We start from the raw sequence: 18,334 nt of genomic DNA, 5'->3' as shown, positions 1-18,334 counted from the left end.
CGGTCTCCATGAAGCAAGGGCTGTCCCTTCGCGTCTCGCAGCACCTGGCGCTCACGCCCCAGCTGCAGCAGTCGATCCGGCTGCTGCAGCTCTCCACGCTCGAACTGAGCCAGGAAGTGGAGCAGATGCTCGACGAAAACCCGTTCCTCGAACGCACCGCGGAAGAAGCGGCGCGCGAGGAATTCGGGCTCGATGCCGTCGACACCCCCGCGCCGCGCGATGAAGCGGCGGAGGCCGGCGAAGGCGACTTCGTTTCGCTGCCGGCCAGCAGCGCGACCACTTCCGCGGCCGAGACCGGCACCACTGCCACCACCGACGCCGACACCCCCACCGCCGACATTGCCGAACGCGAGCCCGACTGGGAAGGCGATGGCACCGTCGACATGTCGCCGGACGACAGCGAGTGGGGCAGCGACGCCCCCGCGCGTCAGAACAACCTCGGCGACGACGAGCGCGCCGACGCCACCGAACTCGCGCGCAGCCAGGAGTCGCTGCAATCCTTTCTGCATCGGCAGGCGCTCAGCCTGCGCCTGAACGAGAACGACAGCGCCGCGCTGCGCTTCCTGATCGAGTCGCTCAACGATGACGGCTATCTTGAAGATTCGCTGCCTGCCCTGGCCTCGGGCCTTGCGGGCGACGACAACGACCAGTTCGACGAACTGGTCCACCACTTCCAGGTGGCGCTCGGCCTGCTGCAAAGCCTGGAGCCCGCCGGTGTCGGCGCGCGCGACCTGGGCGAATGCCTGAGCATCCAGCTGCGCGCGCTGGCCGGCAAAGACGAAACCGAAGAACAGGCGCTGGTCCGCAAGACCGCCATCGCCATCTGCAAGCAGCCGATGGAGCTGCTCGCGCGGCGCGACTTCAAGCGCCTGGCCACGCTCACCCGCACCAACGAAGACCTCGTGCGCTCGGCGCTGCAGATCATTTCGCGCCTGGAGCCCAAGCCGGGCCGCCGTTTTGTCGACGTCGAGCGCAACATCGTGATTCCCGATGTCATCGTCACCAAGATCGGCCGCGGCACCAACGTCAAGTTCCGCGTCATGCTCAACCCCGAGGTGATGCCGCGCCTGCGCGTGCACGACATCTACGCCGGCGCGCTCAAGTCGCACAAGGGCGAAGGCAGCCAGGCGCTGTCGCAGCGGCTGCAGGAGGCGCGCTGGTTCATCAAGAACATCCAGCAGCGCTTCGACACCATCCTGCGCGTGAGCAATGCCATCGTCGAGCGGCAGAAGAGCTACTTCGTGCACGGCGAGCTTGCCATGCGGCCGCTGGTGCTGCGCGAGATTGCCGACGAGCTCGGCCTGCACGAATCGACCATCTCGCGCGTGACCACGGCCAAGTACATGGCCACGCCGTTCGGCACGGTCGAGCTCAAGTATTTCTTCGGTTCGGCGCTCGGCACCGAAACCGGCGGCAACGCCTCGAGCACCGCCGTGCGCGCGCTGATCAAGCAGTTCGTGAGCTCCGAGAGCATCAAGAAGCCGCTATCGGACAGCCAGATTTCCGAAATGCTGAAAGAGCAGGGCATCGAGTGCGCACGCCGCACCGTGGCCAAGTACCGCGAAGCCTTGCGCATCGCGCCCGCCAATCTGCGCAAGGCCTTGTAGCGCAGGCAGGCCCCGCCGAGCAGCTTCACCCCGCGGTAGAGCGCATGGACCGCGAGGGCGGTGACAATGGCATTCCCCCTGCAGCCGATGACGATGGCGAACCCCTTGTGAACGATCTTTCCCTTTTCCTGCCTTGCGCCGCCGGCGTCGAGGAACTCCTGGCGCAGGAAGTCCATGCGCTCACCGGCCGCGTGGGGCAAGACCTGCTCACGCTGCGCGGCGGGGTGCGGGTGCGCGCCGAGTGGCGCGACATGCTCAAGCTCAACCTGCACAGCCGGCTCGCCCAGCGGGTGCTGGTGGAGCTGGCCCACGTGCCCTACCGCAGCGAAAACGACCTGTATGCCATTGCGAGCGGCGTGGCCTGGGAGATCTGGTTCACGCCCAAGCAGACCTTCAAGATCGAGACCACGGCCCAGCACAGCCCGCTGCAGAGCCTGAACTTTGCAACGCTGCGCATCAAGGACGCCATTGCCGACCGCTTTCGCGCCAAGGCCAACGGCGTGCGCCCGAGCATCGAAACGCAGTGGCCCGACTGCCGCGTGTTCGCGCACCTGACCACCGACCATTGCACGCTCTACATCGACACCTCGGGCGAGCCGCTCTTCAAGCGCGGCTGGCGGCAGGACAAGGGCGATGCGCCGCTGAAGGAAACCCTGGCCGCCGCCATGCTGGCCGCCAGCGGCTGGTGGAACCCCGAGAGCGGTGCGGTGGCCGGCGAGCCGCTGTACGACCCCTGCTGCGGCAGCGGCACCATCGCCATCGAGGCAGCGCAGATTGCGCGCGGCATTCCGGCCGGGTGGCTGCGGCGCTTCGGCTTCGAGAAGCTGCTGCCGTTCCAGCCGCACGTGTGGGACGCAATCAGGAAAGAAGCCGAATCGGCGGTCACACCCAAGGAAGTCGCCATCTTCGGTTCCGACGTTTCGCACCGCATGGTCGACTTTGCCGAGCGCAACGCGGAGCGCGCCGGCGTTGCCGATGCCATCGAGTTCCGCGGCGGCGACGCACTGCAGCGCATGCCGCCGGCCGAGGGCGGCGTGATCATGCTCAACCCGCCATACGGCGAGCGGATCGAGGTGGGCGGCGTCGCGCGCTTCGGCGCCCGCGAGGCCGCGCAAACCTCCGGCCAGCGCGAAGGAGACGATGGCGGCCAAGGCGGCGATGGCGGCGAGTTCTTTCCGCAGCTCGCCACGCACTGGAAGAAAAATTACGCCGGCTGGACCGCCTGGGTGCTCACGCCCGACCTGAAGCTGCCCAGGCAGATGCGGCTCAAGGAGTCGCGCCGCGTGCCGATGTGGAACGGGCCCATCGAGTGCCGGCTGTTCCGCTTCGACATGGTGGCCGGCTCGGCCCGCAAGTAGCCTGGGGCCAGGCGGCGGCAGGCTACTTCGTCGCGCCCACGCCGCACGCGGCGTTCACCGTCCGCACGGCCAGGTCGCCCGGCAGGCCGGAAAAATTCATCGGACGGACGTCGGTTTCATCGAACTCGCGCACCGACAGCGGCGGCCCGACGAAGTTCGGCTGCCCGAAATAGGTGGCGCTCACATAGCGCGCCTTGCGCGCGTCGCAATCCACGCTCGCCTTCGCCGCGACGGACCGGAACTTCAGGCCGTCGTCGCCGGTGCGGGGCTCGGCCAGGCTGATCCGCACCGCCACCAGCCGCTTGCTGCCTTCCACCACCACGCTGGTCGGATCGACCTGCACGTAGGTGTTGGCCGCTTCGCCGGCCGAACCGGTCAGCGTGAGCCATTCCGCATGGGCAAGCGGTACGGTGAAAAGGGCGAGCAGCAGCAGGGAGAGTCGTTTCATTGTCGGAGGGTGAAAGGCGCCGCGCACGGCCCGGGCAGCAGCATTGTGGATGGACGGCACGGTTTGCGCTTGCAGCGGCGCATGGTGCAACATCGGGGTTATTCCAAACGCACACATTTCCATTTCTCCAGAAGCAGCAAACGCCGCGCCCGGCGCCTTCGTGGTGATCGACACCAACATCGCGCTCGACCTGCTGGTGTTCGACAACCCCGACTGCCTGCCGCTGGCCGCCGCCCTTGCCGCGAGCGAGCTGCGCTGGCTGGCCACCACCTCCATGCGCGAGGAGCTCGAGCGGGTGCTCGGCTATCCCCTCATTGCAGCCCGCCTGGCGCGCGGCAACCTGGCACCGCAAAGCGTTCTGGCGGCGTTCGACGCCCGCGTGCAGCTGGTTGCAGAAACACCACCGCGCGCGCCCTGCGTCTGCAAGGACCCGGACGACCAGGTCTTCATCGACCTGGCGGTCGCCCGGCGCGCACGGCTGCTCAGCAAGGATCAGGCCGTGCTGACGATGCGCAAGCGGCTCGCCGCGCAAGGCGTGGTGGTGCAGGCGGTGCTGGCGCTTTAGCCGGCTACGGCCGGCGGCCGGTGGAAGCTGCCCCGGCGCAGTGCCAGCGGCCCAGCAGCCGTGCCACCGCGCGCACACGCTGCGTGTCGCGGCCCCAGCGGCGGCTGGCGGGCAGGCGCTGCGCCCATTTCATGCGCCGGGCCGCCTCGGCAATGCGCGCGCGGACTTCATCGCTCACCTCGGCCAGCGCCGCATGCCAGTGCACGCCGGCGGCTTCGGGCGCTGCGGCCTCGAGCATCATGGCCGTGGAGTGCAGGTAGCTCAGCCAGTCGCGCGCCTGGCACTCGGCCAGCGTCATGATTTCGGAGGGGTCGTCCTCGAAGTCGATGTAGCCGATGACGCCGTCGGGGCACTGCACCAGGTTGCGGTCGAAAGCCTGGCTCAGGTGTTGGCCGTGCACATGCACCCTGGCAATGGCGGCCAGCCCCTCGCGCCACACGGCCAGCAGCGCCGCCGGCCCCGCCGCGGCGGCCTGGTCGAGCTTTTCCTGCAGCACCACGGTGTTGCGGCCGCTTTCGCCCAGGTCGGAAATCAGCAGGCCGTCGGGTTGCTGCGCCAGCACCGCGGGCACGCGCAGGCCCGCCGCCGCCAACTGCCGCAGGCGCCGGGCCTCGGTGGCGATGGCCGCCTCGCCACCCGGGTTGGGCACCGGCTTGATGATGTCCAGCCGCGCCATGCGCGCGACCGCCGCCATCACGCGGTAGCCCCACTTGCCGTGGCGCGGGCCGGCCTTCTTGAGCCACACGCGTTCGCTGCCCAGCCGGTGGCTGGCCACGTTCTTCTGCTGCTTGGGCAGGGCGGCGCGCAGGAACTCGGCGTAGTCGCCCGGCCCCGGCACAAATGGCTGGGCATCCAGCGGCGCCGGCGCCGAGGCCGCACCCTTGGCGCTTTGCAACCGCGCCGACCCACCGCGTCGCAAGGGGTTCATGCGGCAAGCGCGAGACTGGACACCAGGCCCTGCGGTCCCTGTGTCGCGGGCTGGAAGCTCTCGGCACTGGCCAGCGGCCAGTAAGTTCGGAACACGTTGTGCTGCTTGTCGAGCGGGCCGAGCAGGGCGCCCGGCTGCACCTGCATCACCAGGTTGCTCAAGAGGCGCACCTCGGTGTCGGAAATGCGCCGCACGATGTGGTGCGCGGTGATTTGCTGCGGATGGTCCAGGCCCGCGGCCTGCACCAGCTCCTGCAGCGCATGCAGGGTGCTGCGGTGGAAGTTGCGCACGCGCTCGGCCTTGGTCGGCACCACCAGCGCCTGCTGGCGCACCGGGTCCTGCGTGGTCACGCCGGTAGGGCAGTGGCCGGTGTGGCAGCTTTGCGCCTGAATGCAGCCCAGCGCCATCATGAAGCCGCGCGCCGCGTTGCACCAGTCGGCACCCAGCGCCATCATGCGCGCCACGTCGAAGGCCGTGATCACCTTGCCGGCGCAGCCCAGCTTGATGAGGTGGCGCAGGTTCACGCCGATGAGCGTGTTGTGCACCAGCAGCAGGCCCTCCTGCAGCGGTGCGCCCACGTGGTCGCTGAACTCCACCGGCGCGGCGCCCGTGCCGCCCTCGGCACCGTCCACCACGATGAAGTCGGGCGTGATGCCGGTCGCCTGCATGGCCTTGACGATCGCGAACCACTCCCACGGGTGGCCCAGGCAGAACTTGAAGCCCGTGGGCTTGCCGCCCGAAAGCTCGCGCAGCCTGGCGATGAAATGCATCATCTCGATGGGCGTGGCGAATGCGCTGTGCGACGAGGGCGAGATGCAGTCCACGCCCACCCGCACGCCGCGCGCGGCCGCGATCTCGGGCGTGACCTTGGGGGCAGGAAGCACGCCGCCGTGGCCGGGCTTGGCGCCCTGGCTCAGCTTGATCTCGATCATCTTCACCTGCGGATCGCGCGCATTGGCGCTGAAGCGCTCGGCGTTGAAGGTGCCGTCGTCGTTGCGGCAGCCAAAGTAGCCCGAGCCGATTTCCCAGATCAGGTCGCCGCCGTGCACGCGGTGGTGCTGCGAAATGGAGCCCTCGCCCGTGTCATGCGCAAAGCCGCCCATCTTGGCGCCCTGGTTGAGCGCAAGAATCGCATTGGCCGACAGCGCGCCGAAGCTCATGGCCGAAATGTTGAACACGCTGGCGCTGTAGGGCTGTGTGCAGACTTGGGCGGGGTTTGCCTCGGCCGGCTGCGGCGTGCCGCCGATCACGATGCGGAAATCGTGGTTGTCGAGCCGGGTCGGCTGCATCGAGTGGTTGATCCACTCGTAACCCGCAATGGTCACGTTCAGCTGCGTGCCGAAGGGCCGGTTGTCGGGATCGCCCTTGGCGCGCTGGTACACCAGCGAGCGCTGCGCGCGCGAGAACGGCGCGGCCTCGGAGTCGCTCTCGATGAAGTACTGCCGCATTTCCGGCCGGATGAATTCGAGCAGAAAACGCAAATGGCCGATGACCGGGTAGTTGCGCAGGATGGCGTGGCGCGTTTGCCGCAAGTCGTGCACGCCGGTGGCGCTGAGCGCCCCGAAAACCATCAGCGCCACCCAGGCGAACCACAGGTGCGGGGACACCAGCACGGCGGCCAGGCTGGCGGCAAGGCCCGCCACGCACAGGGCAAAGGCGCTGTAACGCGTCGGAAACGGAATAATCGTGGACATGGGGTGAAATGACTGCCGGAGCCTGCTGCATCATAGAGGGCTGCCCCGAACTTGCCATGACCACCACCAACGACACCCCCCAGGCCGCAGCGCCCGCTTCCGCTCCCCTCGGCCCCGACGATTTCGACGCCCTCGACCAGGCGCTGGACGCCATGCGCGAGCATGACGAGGAAATTCCCCAGTGGGAGTTCTGCGAAGGTTTCATGGCCGCGCTGATCTGCACCCGCCGGCCCATCGAACCCTCCGAATACTGGCCCGTGCTGCTGGGCGACGGCTTCGTGCCCGCGCAGCACATGGAATTCGTCTGGAACTGGAAGCGCCGCTGGCTCGAAATCGAGCAGGGCCTGGACGCCGACGTGGAGTCGCTCGAGGACGAGCGCAGCTGGCAGCCCGAGGTGCTCGACACCCGCGGCGCCATTGCCTCGCTGCCCGAGGAAGAGCGCGCCGAGATCGAGGGCGAGGAAATCCCCTCGTTCGCCCAGGTGTGGGCGCTGGGCTTCATGTACGCCGTCGAGAACTGGCCTGAAGACTGGGCCGCGCCGCGCGACAAGGAAGCCGCGCAGATGCTGAACGACGCGCTCGACAACATCGTTGCGCTCACCGAGGACGACAAGGCCAAGCCCACGCTCTCGATGTACAGCGACGACGCCCCGCCCAGCGTGAGCCAGCAGCGGCTGGACGACTTCGGCGCCGCCATCTGGGCCGTGTACGACCTGCGCCAGCTCTGGAAGAGCCTGGGGCCGAAGGTCGAGACCATCCGCAAGGAAGCGGAGCCTGGCCGCAACGACCCGTGCCCCTGCGGCAGCGGCAAGAAGTACAAGAAGTGCCACGGCGCCTGACCCAGGCGCCGCCGCACGCCGCCTTCAGATCTTGAAAGCGCGCTGGACGTCCGCCCGCACCAGGTCCGCGTATTCGCGGTGCTTGCGGATGTAGCCGGCAATGAACTGGCACACCGGAATCACATGCAGACCCTTGGCGCGCGCCTCGTCGAGCACATGTCGCGCAATGCCCGAACCCACGCCCTTGCCCTCGTGCTCGGGCAATACCTCGGTGTGGGTGAACATGATGGCGTCGGTCAGCAGGTTGTATTCGGCGTAGGCCGCAAGCTGGCCTTCGAGCGCGGCTTCGTAGCGGTGCTGGGCTTCGTTGTTGGTGATGGCGAGGTTGTTGCTGTTGCTCATGGTTGGCGTGCGAGATAGGTAGCGAGATTGGTGGCTGCGGTGGCGCGCACTTTCTTGCGCAGCATCGGTGTCCAGCCGAGAAGGAGACCGGGCGCGCCCAGCGCCTGGCGCGACCAGGCCCAGAAGTCGAAGCTGTCGCGGTGCGTGGCAATCAGCCCGTCGGCCGTGAAGCCGAAGCGCGCGTCGATGCTGTTGTCGACCAGCCGGCCGGTGGCGCTGAAGCGGTAGTGCGCATCCCAGTGCGCCTGGCCGCTGGTGTCGTCTGCATGCACGTCGCGCCACGTCAGCTTCCAGACGTCAGCGCCGCCGGCCTTGGTTGCGCTGCAGAGCATGCGCCACATGCCGCCCACCTGCTGGCGGCCGCGCAATGAAAAGGCTTCGTCGTCGAATTGCGCATCGCTTGCATAGCAGGCGGCCATGGTGGCGGCGTCCAGCCTTGCAAACGCCTCGTAGAAGCGCTCGATGGTCTGGGCATTGGCTGCTGCTGTCATTTGAGGTGTCTTTCTTATGGATGACGGGCGGAGGCGCATGGCCGGAATGCGGCGCAGCGCGAAATCATAGACGGCGCGGCATTCGCGGGGCGCGTTCTACGGACCGAGCAGGCTGGCCAGCGTTTGCAGCGCGTAGTGCACCGTGGCCGCGCGCACCGCGGCGCGGTCGCCCTCGAAGCGGCGTCGCTCGGTGCGCACCTGCCCGCCGACCGACCAGCCGAACCACACGGTGCCCACCGGCTTGTCGGGGCTGCCGCCGGTCGGGCCGGCCACGCCGGTCACGGCCACCGCCACGCGTGCGGCCGAATGTGCGATGGCGCCCGCGGCCATGGCGCGCGCCACGGGTTCGCTGACTGCGCCGTGGGCTTCGATCAGCGCCGCATCGACGCCCAGCAACTCGGTCTTGGCCGCGTTCGAATAGGTGACGAAGCCGCGCTCGAACCAAGTGCTGGAGCCCGCCAGTTCGGTGCAGGCGCCGGCAATGAGGCCGCCGGTGCAGCTTTCGGCCGTGGCGAGCATCCAGCCTTTTTTCAGCAGCAGGCCGGCCGTGGCCGCGACGAGGTCCGGCGTGTCCAGGTCTGCAAGAAAGTTGGAGGGGGCCGAGGGTTCCATGAAGCTCACCATGCGCGCCAGAGCGCAATGACCAGCAGCGTGCAGAACGCCGCCACCAGGTCGTCGAGGATGATGCCGAAGCCCGCCCGCCACCAGCGCACCTCGGCGGCATCGCGCTGCTTGAACAGCCCATCCGCCCAGGCCACCGGCCCCGGCTTGGCGGCATCGAAGAAGCGGAACAGCCCGAATGCCACGGCCTGCGCGACGAGGCCGGCCGGCGTGACGAGCCAGAGCACGATCCAGAACGCGACCACTTCGTCCCACACGATGCTGCCCGGGTCCGCCACGCCCATGTGGCGCGCGGTCACGCTGCAGGCCCACCAGCCGATGGGCAGCGAAGCCAGGATCACCCAGCCGATGGTGGCGGGCGTGAGCCACAGCTGCATGACCACGAAGGCCGCCCACGCCCAGAGCGTGCCGACCGTACCGGGCGCCACGCGCGGCAGCCCGGAGCCGAAACCCAGGGCAATGAAGTGCGCAGGGTGCGAGAGCAGGAAGGCCTTGGTCGGCCGGCCCGGCGCGCCCACCGGAATGGGGCCGGACGATGAAGGGGACGAAGAAGAAGGAGGCGGGGGAACGGCTTGCATCACGGCGAAGTGTCGCGCATCCGCGGGTCGGCTGAAGCCCTCTATTTATCAAAGCTTTATCTTGTTTAATTGTTCGACACGGCCTAGCATCGGGTCCTCTTTCGATATTCGCCTCCTTTGCCGGGGCGCCGACCCCATGCCTGCCGCACCCAGCTCCGCCGCCGATCCCGCTTCGACGGTTTCCAACTCCTCCACCGCCGCATGGGGCGACCTGTTCCGGGGCCGCAACGGCTGGCGCGCCGTTGCGCTGACGGGCGGCGTGGCGCTGCATGCGGTCAACGTGCACATCGTGACCACGGTGCTGCCCTCGGTGGTCGCCGAAATCGGCGGGCTCGACTGGTATGCCTGGAGCACCACGCTCTTCGTGGTCGGGTCGATCATCGGCGCCACGCTCTCGGTGCGCCTGCTCGCCGCGCTGGGGCCGCGCGGTGCATGTCTTGCAGCGCTGGCGGCATTCACCGCCGGGTCGATCGGCTGCGCGCTGGCGCCGGCCATGCCCTGGCTGCTCGCGGGCCGCACGGTGCAGGGGGTGGGCGGCGGCTTGCTGGCGGCGCTCAGCTATGGGTTGATCCAACTGGTGTTCGCGCCGCGGCTGTGGCCTCGCGCAGTGGCGCTGGTGTCCGGCATGTGGGGCGTGGCCACGCTCTGCGGCCCGGCGGTTGGCGGCCTGTTCGCACAAGCGGGGCACTGGCGCTGGGCCTTCTGGTCGCTGTTGCCGCTGGCGGCGTTGCAAGCGCTTTTGGTCGCGGTGCAACTGCGGCCCGCTGCGGGCGTGAGGCATGTGCGCCCCGCCGGCATGCCGCGCATTCCAGCGTTGCAGATCGGCTTGCTGGCGGTGTCGGTGCTGCTGATCGCGGCAAGCGAATTCGCACCAGCGTTGGCTTGGCAGGCGGTCGGCCTAGCAGCGGGGCTCGGGCTCGGCGTTGCCGCCACCCGGGTGGACGGGCGCGCCGCGGTGCGGTTGCTGCCGACCGGCGCCTATGCGGTGCGCACACCGATGGGCGCCATCTACGCAGGCGTGGTGCTGCTGATGATCGGCACGACCACTGAAATCTTCGTGCCGTACTTCCTGCAGTTGTTGCACGGGCATTCGCCGTTGCTGGCGGGCTACCTCACCGCGGCAATGGCCGGCGGCTGGAGCGCGGGTTCGCTGCTGTCGTCGGGGCGCAGCGGCACGGGCGCCGATCGCATGCTGCGCGTGGGGCCGGTGGCTTGCGCGCTGGGCCTGGCGGCGCTGGCCGTGCTGATGCCGGCGCATGGCCGCCTTGCCGCGGGTGCCGAAACGCTGCTGGTCGCCATCGCCTTGGGCGCTGTCGGGCTGGGCGTGGGCATCGGCTGGCCGCACCTGGTCACGCGCGTGATGTCGCTCGCGCCGCCGGGGCAGGAAGGCCTGGCCTCCGCTTCCATCACGACCGTGCAGCTCTACGGCATGGCCGTGGGCGCGGCGGTGGCGGGGTTGGTGGCAAACGCGGCCGGCCTCACTGCTCCGGGCGGCGTGGTGGGCGCCCGCTCGGCCGCCTTCTGGCTGTTCGCGAGCTTCGCGCTCGCACCGGCGCTCGCGGCATGGCTCGTCGCGCGCTTCGCGACTGCCGCACGCAGTCGATGAGAGCGCGCGCGGCGCGGCTCAGGCGATCACGCCTTCCCACCTCAGCAGCCGCCTGCGGCCCTGAAGATGCCGCCGCTCACCGCGCAGCTGCGCCACCAGTTCATAAGCGTCGGGCGGCACATAGGCGCCGCGCCAGGCCACGTGCTGGTCGGCGCGGCACAGCACCAGACGGTGCATGTACGCGGCCGGTACCTCGGCCGCCTCGATGTCGACCACGGTGAGCGGCATGTCGTAGGCGCGCGCCGCGCGCTCGAGCGCCGATACGTCCGCGCTGCGATCGAAGCGCAGCAGCGTGTAGCCCGGCCCGAAGGCGTCATAAAGCGAACGTCCGTCGCCCAGCCAGAAATGCGGCGCGCGGCAGCCCGGCACGGTGGAGGGCGTGAAGGCGCCCATCGAATAGGCCGGCGCCGTGTGCTCGCCATCGGCCACGATGATCGGCGAGCCGGTGTAGAAGTAGCCGAAGTTCAGGCCCGCGCAGCAGAACTGCTGCACGTTGAGTTCGTACGCCTCGCGGCCGATCTCGGCGCGCAGCGCATCGCCCTCGGGGCCCGGCGCCTCGATGTCGTGCGGCACGGCGCGGCGTGCGCGAATCATCTTCTGCGCATGCTCCATCGCAAAGTTCGACACCTGCTCGGTGATCGGCAGGCGCTCGGCTTCGTACGCATCGAGAATGCCTTCGTCGCCCCAGCCCCGCACGCAGGCCGCGAGCAGCCACGAGAGATTGAGCGCATCGGCAATGCCCGCGTTCATGCCGTATCCCGCATAGGGCACCCACAGATGCGCCGCGTCGCCCGCGAGGAACACGCGGCCTTCGCGAAAGCGGTTGGCCACAAGCCGGCGCCCCACCCAGTCTTCCTTGCTGATGATCTCGTAGGAAAAATCAGGCCCGACACCCAGGATCTCGCGCAGCGACTTGTCGCGGTCGACCGAATCGAACTCGGGCTCGTCGGCGTTCAGATGGTTGTGCACCAGCCAGGTTTCCTGCCCGTCGATGGCAAACATCGTGCCGCAGCGGCGCGGGTTCATTGCGTAGTAAGACCAAGCGGGCTTGCCCGGCATGAGCGCGCGCAACTGCGGCGCGCGAATGAGTGTGGACTGCACGCGCTGGATCACGGCCGTGCCCTCCAGCTTCGCGCCGATCTGCTTGCGCACCGCAGAGCCGCCGCCGTCGCAGCCCACCATGTAGCGGCAGCGAATGGTGTGCGTCGCGTGGCTGTCCAGATTGAGGGCAGTGGCGCTCACGCCGCAGCTGTCCTGCGTGAGCGAGGTGAACTGCGTGCGGTTCAGCAGCCGAACGCCGGGCAGCGCCGCCGTGTGCCTGAGCAGGATCGGCTCCAGGTAGATCTGGTTGATGCGGTGCGGCGGCTCGGGCGTGGGCCAGCGCGCATCGGGCCCTTCGGTTGCGGTGTAGCGGTCGCGCCGGCAGGGAATGGGAATGCGCGCGAGCTCCATGCCCGTGGCGCTGGTGCGAAACACCACATCATTGGGATAGTCGGCCGGCAGCCCCGCGTCGCGCAGCTTGTGCGCCACGCCCAGGCGGCGAAACTGCTCCATGGTGCGCGACGACACGTGGTTGCACTTCACGCTCGGCGGCTCGGCGAACCGGCGGGTTTCGCAAATGATGACCGAGAGGCCGTGCGAGGCCAGGTCCATGGCCAGCGTAAGGCCCACCGGGCCCGCACCGACGATCAGCACGTCGGCTTCCAGATTCTTGTCTGTCATGGTTTGCTGAACCCCCTCAGTCAAGCTTGATGCGGGCGTCCTGGATGACCTTGGCCCACTTCTTCGTTTCGGTGCGGATGTAGGCGGCAAAGGCCTCCGGCGTGCCCGGCGAGGGCTCCACGCCAAGGTTGCGCATCGCGGCCTTGTTCTGCTCGTTGGCCAGTGCGGCATTGATTTCGGCATTGAGCCTTGCCACTACATGTGGAGGCGTACCGGCTGGCGCCACCACGCCGAACCAGCCGGTCGAGTCGTAGCCGGGCAGTCCGCCCTCGGCCACGGTCGGCACGTCGGGCAGCATGGGGAGCCGCTCGGGGCTCGTGACTGCGAAGGCAACCAGCTTGCCGGCCTTGATCTGCTGCAGCGACGAAGGCAGGTCGACCACCGCGAGCGGTATCTGGCCCGCCAGCGCATCGAGTGCGGCCGGTCCCGAGCCGCGGTAGGGCACCTCCACCAGCTTGATGCCCGCCATCTGCGAGAACAGCGCGGCCGAGAGATGCATGGCCGTGCCGTTGCCCCCATGCCCGATGGAGAGCGCGCCCGGTTTTTCTTTTGCAAGTGCAATCAATTCGCGCTGCGTCTTTGCAGCCACGGAAGGGTGTCCGACGATCACGAACGGAATGGCCGCGAGCATGCCCACCGGCTTGAAGTCCTTCAGCGGATCGAAGGGCATCTGCGGATACAGGCTCGTGTTGGCCGACAGCGCGCCGGCTGCGCCCACGCCCAGCGTGTAGCCGTCGGCGGGCGCCTTGGCCACCAGCGAAAGGCCCACGTTGCCTCCGGCACCGGGCCGGTTGTCCACCACCACCTGCTGGCCGAGCTTCTCGTTCATGCGCGGCACCAGCATGCGCACCACGCCGTCGGCGCTTCCGCCGGGCGGAAAGGTCACCACCATGCGAATGGGCTTGTCGGGAAAGTCGCCGGGGGCGGGCGCCTGTGCCTGCGCGTGGGCGGTAACGGTCAGCAGTGCGCAGGCCGTGCCCAGCAGCAGTAGCTGCCGGCGAAACGCACGCGCCTGACAGGCCATGGTTGCAGTCATCTCATCACTCCTTGAATATTGGTCTTGTTTGATGCCGATTGGACGATGCCAGCATTCATCCGTAAATCAAGGAATTCCGCATCAAATATCATCTTTTCTAATGAACGCGAACTTCAGTCCTACGCTGCGCCAGTTGCGTGCATTCCTTGCCGTGTACCAGATGCGACAGCTCAGCGCGGCGGCGCAAAAGCTCTTTGTCACGCAATCGGCGGTGAGCATGCTGATCCGCCAGCTGGAGGAAGGGCTGGGCACGCGGCTGTTCGACCGCACCACGCGTTCGCTCAAACCCACCGCCGCCGCGGAAGAGATGCTCTCCACGGTGGAGCGCGTGCTGCGCGACGTCGATTCGCTCTCGGCCGATTTCCGCGACATCAGCACGCTCGAGCGCGGGCGTGTGACGCTGGCCATCACGCCCACGCTTGCGGCGCTGCTCCTGCCCGATGCGATGCGCGTGTTCGCCGAGCAGCATCCCAAGGTGCGCGTGCTGGTGAACGACTGCGCGCCCGACCAGTTCATTTCGCGCATCCTCGGCGAGCATGTGGATTTCGGAATCGGCACGCCCGAGCGGCCCGGCGCCGAGGTCGAGACGCAGCGGCTGATGCGCGACCATCTCGCGCTGGTGTGCCGCAGCGACCATCCGCTGGCCAATGCACGCGTGGTCCGCTGGAGCGATCTCGGGCGCCACCCCGTCATTACCGTGCGGCCGGGCTACGGCGTGCGGCCGCTCATTGACGGCACCGCAGCCGATGCCGGCGTGGCGCTCGACGTGGTGAACGAAGTTTCGTTTCTTTCGACGGCACTGTGGATGACCGCCAGCGGCATGGGCCCGTCGATCATGCCTTCGGCCTTTGCCCGCGCCGCGAACGATCCGTCGCTGGTGATCAAGGTGCTCAGCGCGCCGCGCGTGGCGCGCGACGTCTCGGTGGTCACCAAGCGCGGGCACTCTCTGTCGGCGGCGGCGCGAAGTTTCATCGACGTGCTGAAGCAGTCGCTGTAGTTCTTTTCTCTTCCTTCCGCGGCAGGCGCGGGCCCGTATGCTTGGCGCCTCATTCAAGCGCGAAAGCCACTCATCATGAAGACAACCCTGGTCCGTTTCAACGCGTTGTGCCTGTGCCTCGCATTCAGTCTGTTGCTTGCCGGCTGCGGCAACAAGGAGGCCGAGCAGCGCGCCGCATTCATCGGTTTCCTGCAGACCCGCGTGCTCGACAAGCCGGGCCTTCGCGTGCCCGCGCCCAACGCCGATGAGAAAGCCTCCTTCGGCGACTATGCGCAGCACTACGCGGTGATTGCCGACTTCAACGAAGGCATGAACAAGTCCGTCAGCCAGCCCATGACCCAGGTCATGGCCAAGGGCGCGCTGCGCTCCGTTGCCGACCTGGCATCGCGGCGCGACGACCTCAAGGCCGCGAAAGACGGTTTGGGCGGTTTGCGCACCGCGCTCGACCAGGAACTTGCCAAGGCCGACGCCGCGCGGGCCAAGCTCAAGCAGCCCGACGACCTGAAGCAGGTGTACGACAAGGCCTATGAAAAGACGGTGACGGCGCCGGCGGCCACCTTCAAGGAAGTGTTCCCCGCACTCGACGCGGTGTTCGACGGCGCGCTGGCCGTGGGCGACTACATCGAGCAGAACAAGTCGAAGATCCAGGTCTCCGGCTCGACCATGGCCGTGACCGACCCGGCGGTGCAGGCGCAGCTCAACAAGATGCTGCAGGACCTCAACGGCCACTCGAAGGCCATCAATGCCGCGCAAACCAAGATGCAGGCAATGGTCCGCGGAAGCTGATCAGACGAAGTGGTCGAACGAGCCGAATCGCTGCGCGACGGGTGAGCCGCTCGCGTCCACGATGCGCAGGCCCGCTTCGGCATCGATGCGGCCGATGCGCGTCACGCGCGTCAGGCTCTCCTTGCCGGCTTGCTCCACGGCGGCGCGCGCGGAGGGCGCCGCGGTAAAAACCAGTTCGTAGTCGTCCCCGCCCGAAAGCGCGCAGGTGCGCAGTGCTTCGATGCCGAGGCCGGGCGCCGATGCGGCGGCCACCGTGCTCGTGGCCGCATCGGCATCGAGCGTTGCGCCCACTCGGCTCGACGCGAGGATGTGGCCCAGGTCGCCGACGAGCCCGTCGCTCACGTCCACCGCCGCCGAGGCGATGCCGCGCAAGGCCTGCCCCAATGCGACACGCGGCGTGGGCTGTTCCATTCGCATGCGTGCGTGCGCGAAGACGTCGGCCGGCAATGCGAGCGTGCCGCGAAACACTTCAAGCGCCAGCCGCGCGTCGCCCAGCGTGCCGCTGACCCAGATGTCGTCGCCCGCGCGCGCGCCAAAGCGCAGCAGCGCCGCGCCGGCCGGCACTTCGCCGAAGACGGTGATGCAGATGTTGAGCGGCCCGCGCGTGGTGTCGCCGCCCACAAGCTCGCAGCCGTGCGCATCGGCCAGCGCGAAGAGACCGCGCGAAAAGCCTTCGAGCCAGGGCTCGTCGATGCCGGGCAGCGCGAGGGCGAGCGTGAAGGCCAGGGGCTTTGCGCCGCAGGCCGCAAGGTCGCTGAGGTTCACCGCCAGCGCCTTGTGGCCGAGTCGCGCCGAATCGACCGTCGAAAGAAAGTGCCGGCCTTCGACCAGCATGTCGGAAGACACGGCCAGCTGCATGCCCGGCGCAGGCGCGAGCAATGCGCAGTCGTCGCCCACGCCGAGCGGAGAGCGCTTGGCGGGGCGCTTGAAGTAGCGTGTGATCAGGTCGAATTCACCCATGGAGCGAGCATAAGCGCTGCGGCGTCCGCAGACGCCGGCTGGCGCTCACCCCCGCGCGCGGCGGTTCGACATCACCACGTTGTCCTTCTCGATCGCCTGGCCGGCTTGCAGGGCGGCCATCCAGGCCTCGGTGCTCGCCACGGCCGCAAAGTTGCTGTGGAACACGACGCTGAACACGCGGTGGATTTCCTCGGCGCTGACCTTGCCGGCCGCGTTCTCGTACGGCAGCGCGCCGGTCGCGTCCGAAAGAAACTCCACGTTCAGCCCGCGGTGCATGGCCTCGAACACGGTGGACGCATCGCAGTTCTGCGTCATGTAGCCGGCCACGCTGAGCGTGTCGATCTCATGGCGCGCGAGCCAGTCGGCAAAGTCGGTGCCGGTGAACACGCTGGGGAACGTCTTGGTGATCAGGTGGTCGCGCGGGCGCTTTGCAATTTCAGGGTGCAGTTCGCCGTTGTGGGTATCGGCCTGGAACACCGGGGCTCCCTTGGGTGCGTGATGGCGAACCACCACCACGGGCGTGCCGGCCGCGCGGGCGGCGTCCATGGCCTTGGCGATGTTCGGCAGCGATTGTTCGACGGGCGGATATTCGATCGGCAGGCCGCCGCCTTCGAAATACTCGTTCTGCACGTCGATCACGACGAGGGCGCGACGCGGTGTGGGGTTGCTCATGGTGTGTGGCTCCGTGGCTATGGTTGTGTTGGGATGCCGTGATTCTTCCCGTCTTGGCGTATCAGAGAAAGTGGCCCGAAAGCCATTTATCGATAAAATCGGGCCATGGCCAAAAAACCCGTGGAAACCATCGCCGTCGTCGCCTTCGACGGCATCAGCCCCTTTCACCTGTCGGTGCCTTGCATGGTCTTCGGCGAAGACCGCACCGAAGCGGGCGACGCGCGCTTTCGCCTGCTGGTATGCGGCGTCGAGCCCGGGCCGCTGCGCACCAATGCCGGCTTCACGCTGACGGTGCCGCACGGCCTGGAGGCGATCCGCAAGGCACAGATCGTGGTGGTTCCTTCATGGCGCGACGACATGCGGGCCGCGCCGCCTGCGCTGATCCGCGCGCTGCAGGCGGCGCATCGGCGCGGTGCCGTCGTGGTGGGGCTGTGCCTGGGCGCGTTCGTGCTGGCCGAAGCGGGCCTGCTCGACGGCCGTCCGGCCACCACGCACTGGAACCTGGCCGAAGCCTTTGCCAGGCAATATCCCAAGGTCACGCTGCAGCCCGAAGTGCTGTATGTCGACGACGGCGATGTGCTCACTTCCGCCGGCACGGCCGCGGGCATCGACTGCTGTCTTCATCTGCTGCGGGTGCGCTACGGCGCCGAGGCGGCGAACCGCGCCGCGCGGCGCATGGTGGTTGCGCCGCACCGCGAGGGCGGGCAGGCGCAGTACATCGAGCGGCCGGTGCCCGCCGCAGCAGAAAGCGACCGCCTTGCGCCGCTGCTCGAATGGCTGGGCCGCCATTTGCACAGCCCGCATGAGCTGGACGAGCTTGCCAGTCGCGCGCTGATGAGCCGGCGCACCTTCACGCGGCGCTTTCGCGAAGCCACTGGCACCACCGTCGGCCAGTGGCTGCAGAACCAGCGCCTGGCGCTTGCGCAGCGGCTGCTGGAGACCACCGGCAAGCCGGTCGAGCGCGTGGCGACGGATGCGGGTTTCGGCTCGGCGGTGTCGCTGCGCAAGCACTTCGTCGCTGCGTTCAAGACCTCGCCCACGGCCTACCGCAGGCAGTTCTCGCAGGAGACTGCGGCTGCCTGAG

19 protein-coding genes are annotated in these 18,334 nt (G+C 68.3%); 8 read left to right on the top strand and 11 right to left on the bottom strand.

Features of this window, described 5'->3' with window-relative positions:
* Positions 1–8: 8 nt before the first annotated feature.
* Together rpoN and EJI00_RS17460 are read left to right on the top strand one after the other, a co-directional pair.
* Entirely contained in the window at positions 9–1,607 is a 1,599-nt protein-coding gene (gene rpoN, locus EJI00_RS17465) for an RNA polymerase factor sigma-54 (RefSeq protein WP_126748763.1), read from the top strand.
* 107 nt (positions 1,608–1,714) lie between these two features.
* Complete coding sequence (locus tag EJI00_RS17460; RefSeq protein ID WP_126748762.1) at positions 1,715–2,965, top strand: class I SAM-dependent RNA methyltransferase; 1,251 nt, start codon at positions 1,715–1,717, stop codon at positions 2,963–2,965.
* Positions 2,966–2,987: 22 nt separating this feature from the next.
* Here the strand turns inward: EJI00_RS17460 and EJI00_RS17455 are convergent, their stop codons facing one another.
* The gene (locus tag EJI00_RS17455) at positions 2,988–3,593 is read right to left on the bottom strand and encodes a surface-adhesin E family protein (RefSeq protein ID WP_260590757.1); all 606 of its coding nucleotides are present in this window, start codon (positions 3,591–3,593) and stop codon (positions 2,988–2,990) included.
* Here EJI00_RS17455 and EJI00_RS17450 point away from each other — a divergent pair.
* Positions 3,577–3,978 (top strand): putative toxin-antitoxin system toxin component, PIN family, encoded by a 402-nt coding sequence (locus EJI00_RS17450; RefSeq protein WP_409514029.1) that lies wholly within the window; start codon positions 3,577–3,579, stop codon positions 3,976–3,978. The two genes, EJI00_RS17455 and EJI00_RS17450, sit on opposite strands and share 17 nt — an antisense overlap.
* Before the next feature lie 4 nt (positions 3,979–3,982).
* Here EJI00_RS17450 and EJI00_RS17445 read toward each other — a convergent pair whose 3' ends face one another.
* Both EJI00_RS17445 and EJI00_RS17440 read right to left on the bottom strand, forming a co-directional pair.
* Positions 3,983–4,906, bottom strand: coding sequence for a hypothetical protein (locus EJI00_RS17445; RefSeq protein ID WP_126748759.1), 924 nt, complete (start codon positions 4,904–4,906; stop codon positions 3,983–3,985).
* A complete protein-coding gene (locus tag EJI00_RS17440; protein ID WP_126748758.1) occupies positions 4,903–6,600 on the bottom strand; it encodes an FMN-binding glutamate synthase family protein in 1,698 nt (565 codons plus the stop codon). Before EJI00_RS17440 ends, EJI00_RS17445 begins: the two co-directional genes overlap by 4 nt.
* A gap of 56 nt (positions 6,601–6,656) precedes the next feature.
* Here EJI00_RS17440 and EJI00_RS17435 point away from each other — a divergent pair, with 56 nt between their 5' ends.
* Positions 6,657–7,439 (top strand): YecA family protein, encoded by a 783-nt coding sequence (locus tag EJI00_RS17435; RefSeq protein ID WP_126748757.1) that lies wholly within the window; start codon positions 6,657–6,659, stop codon positions 7,437–7,439.
* 24 nt (positions 7,440–7,463) lie between these two features.
* Here the strand turns inward: EJI00_RS17435 and EJI00_RS17430 are convergent, their stop codons facing one another.
* From EJI00_RS17430 to EJI00_RS17415, 4 genes are all read right to left on the bottom strand, one after another.
* Entirely contained in the window at positions 7,464–7,781 is a 318-nt protein-coding gene (locus EJI00_RS17430) for a GNAT family N-acetyltransferase (protein ID WP_126748756.1), read from the bottom strand.
* Positions 7,778–8,272, bottom strand: coding sequence for a nuclear transport factor 2 family protein (locus EJI00_RS17425; RefSeq protein WP_126748755.1), 495 nt, complete (start codon positions 8,270–8,272; stop codon positions 7,778–7,780). Before EJI00_RS17425 ends, EJI00_RS17430 begins: the two co-directional genes overlap by 4 nt.
* A 96-nt stretch (positions 8,273–8,368) precedes the next feature.
* On the bottom strand, positions 8,369–8,884 hold the full coding sequence (locus EJI00_RS17420) for a CinA family protein (protein ID WP_409514028.1): 516 nt from the start codon (positions 8,882–8,884) through the stop codon (positions 8,369–8,371).
* Between the two features lie 5 nt (positions 8,885–8,889).
* Positions 8,890–9,471 (bottom strand): phosphatidylglycerophosphatase A, encoded by a 582-nt coding sequence (locus tag EJI00_RS17415; protein ID WP_260590755.1) that lies wholly within the window; start codon positions 9,469–9,471, stop codon positions 8,890–8,892.
* A gap of 136 nt (positions 9,472–9,607) precedes the next feature.
* Between EJI00_RS17415 and EJI00_RS17410 the strand changes: the two genes are divergently transcribed.
* On the top strand, positions 9,608–11,077 hold the full coding sequence (locus EJI00_RS17410; RefSeq protein WP_126748753.1) for an MFS transporter: 1,470 nt from the start codon (positions 9,608–9,610) through the stop codon (positions 11,075–11,077).
* A gap of 18 nt (positions 11,078–11,095) precedes the next feature.
* Here EJI00_RS17410 and EJI00_RS17405 read toward each other — a convergent pair whose 3' ends face one another.
* Positions 11,096–12,799, bottom strand: coding sequence for an FAD-dependent oxidoreductase (locus EJI00_RS17405; RefSeq protein ID WP_126748752.1), 1,704 nt, complete (start codon positions 12,797–12,799; stop codon positions 11,096–11,098).
* A 16-nt stretch (positions 12,800–12,815) separates the two neighbouring features.
* On the bottom strand, positions 12,816–13,835 hold the full coding sequence (locus EJI00_RS17400; RefSeq protein WP_126748751.1) for a Bug family tripartite tricarboxylate transporter substrate binding protein: 1,020 nt from the start codon (positions 13,833–13,835) through the stop codon (positions 12,816–12,818).
* A 100-nt stretch (positions 13,836–13,935) separates the two neighbouring features.
* Here EJI00_RS17400 and EJI00_RS17395 point away from each other — a divergent pair, with 100 nt between their 5' ends.
* Entirely contained in the window at positions 13,936–14,832 is an 897-nt protein-coding gene (locus EJI00_RS17395; protein ID WP_126748750.1) for a LysR family transcriptional regulator, read from the top strand.
* 75 nt (positions 14,833–14,907) lie between these two features.
* A complete protein-coding gene (locus tag EJI00_RS17390; RefSeq protein WP_126748749.1) occupies positions 14,908–15,618 on the top strand; it encodes a DUF3053 domain-containing protein in 711 nt (236 codons plus the stop codon).
* Here EJI00_RS17390 and thiL read toward each other — a convergent pair whose 3' ends face one another.
* Entirely contained in the window at positions 15,619–16,578 is a 960-nt protein-coding gene (thiL, locus tag EJI00_RS17385; protein WP_126748748.1) for a thiamine-phosphate kinase, read from the bottom strand.
* Between the two features lie 45 nt (positions 16,579–16,623).
* Complete coding sequence (locus EJI00_RS17380; protein ID WP_126748747.1) at positions 16,624–17,250, bottom strand: isochorismatase family protein; 627 nt, start codon at positions 17,248–17,250, stop codon at positions 16,624–16,626.
* A 105-nt stretch (positions 17,251–17,355) separates the two neighbouring features.
* On the opposite strand from EJI00_RS17380, the gene EJI00_RS17375 reads away from it, so the two are divergent.
* The gene (locus EJI00_RS17375; protein WP_126748746.1) at positions 17,356–18,333 is read left to right on the top strand and encodes a GlxA family transcriptional regulator; all 978 of its coding nucleotides are present in this window, start codon (positions 17,356–17,358) and stop codon (positions 18,331–18,333) included.
* The last annotated feature ends 1 nt before the right edge of the window (position 18,334 follow it).

This window comes from Variovorax sp. DXTD-1, assembly GCF_003984625.1.
GTDB lineage: Bacteria > Pseudomonadota > Gammaproteobacteria > Burkholderiales > Burkholderiaceae_C > Variovorax.
Note: the sequence above shows the minus strand (reverse complement) of the source record. Positions and strands in the feature narration are given on the sequence as shown.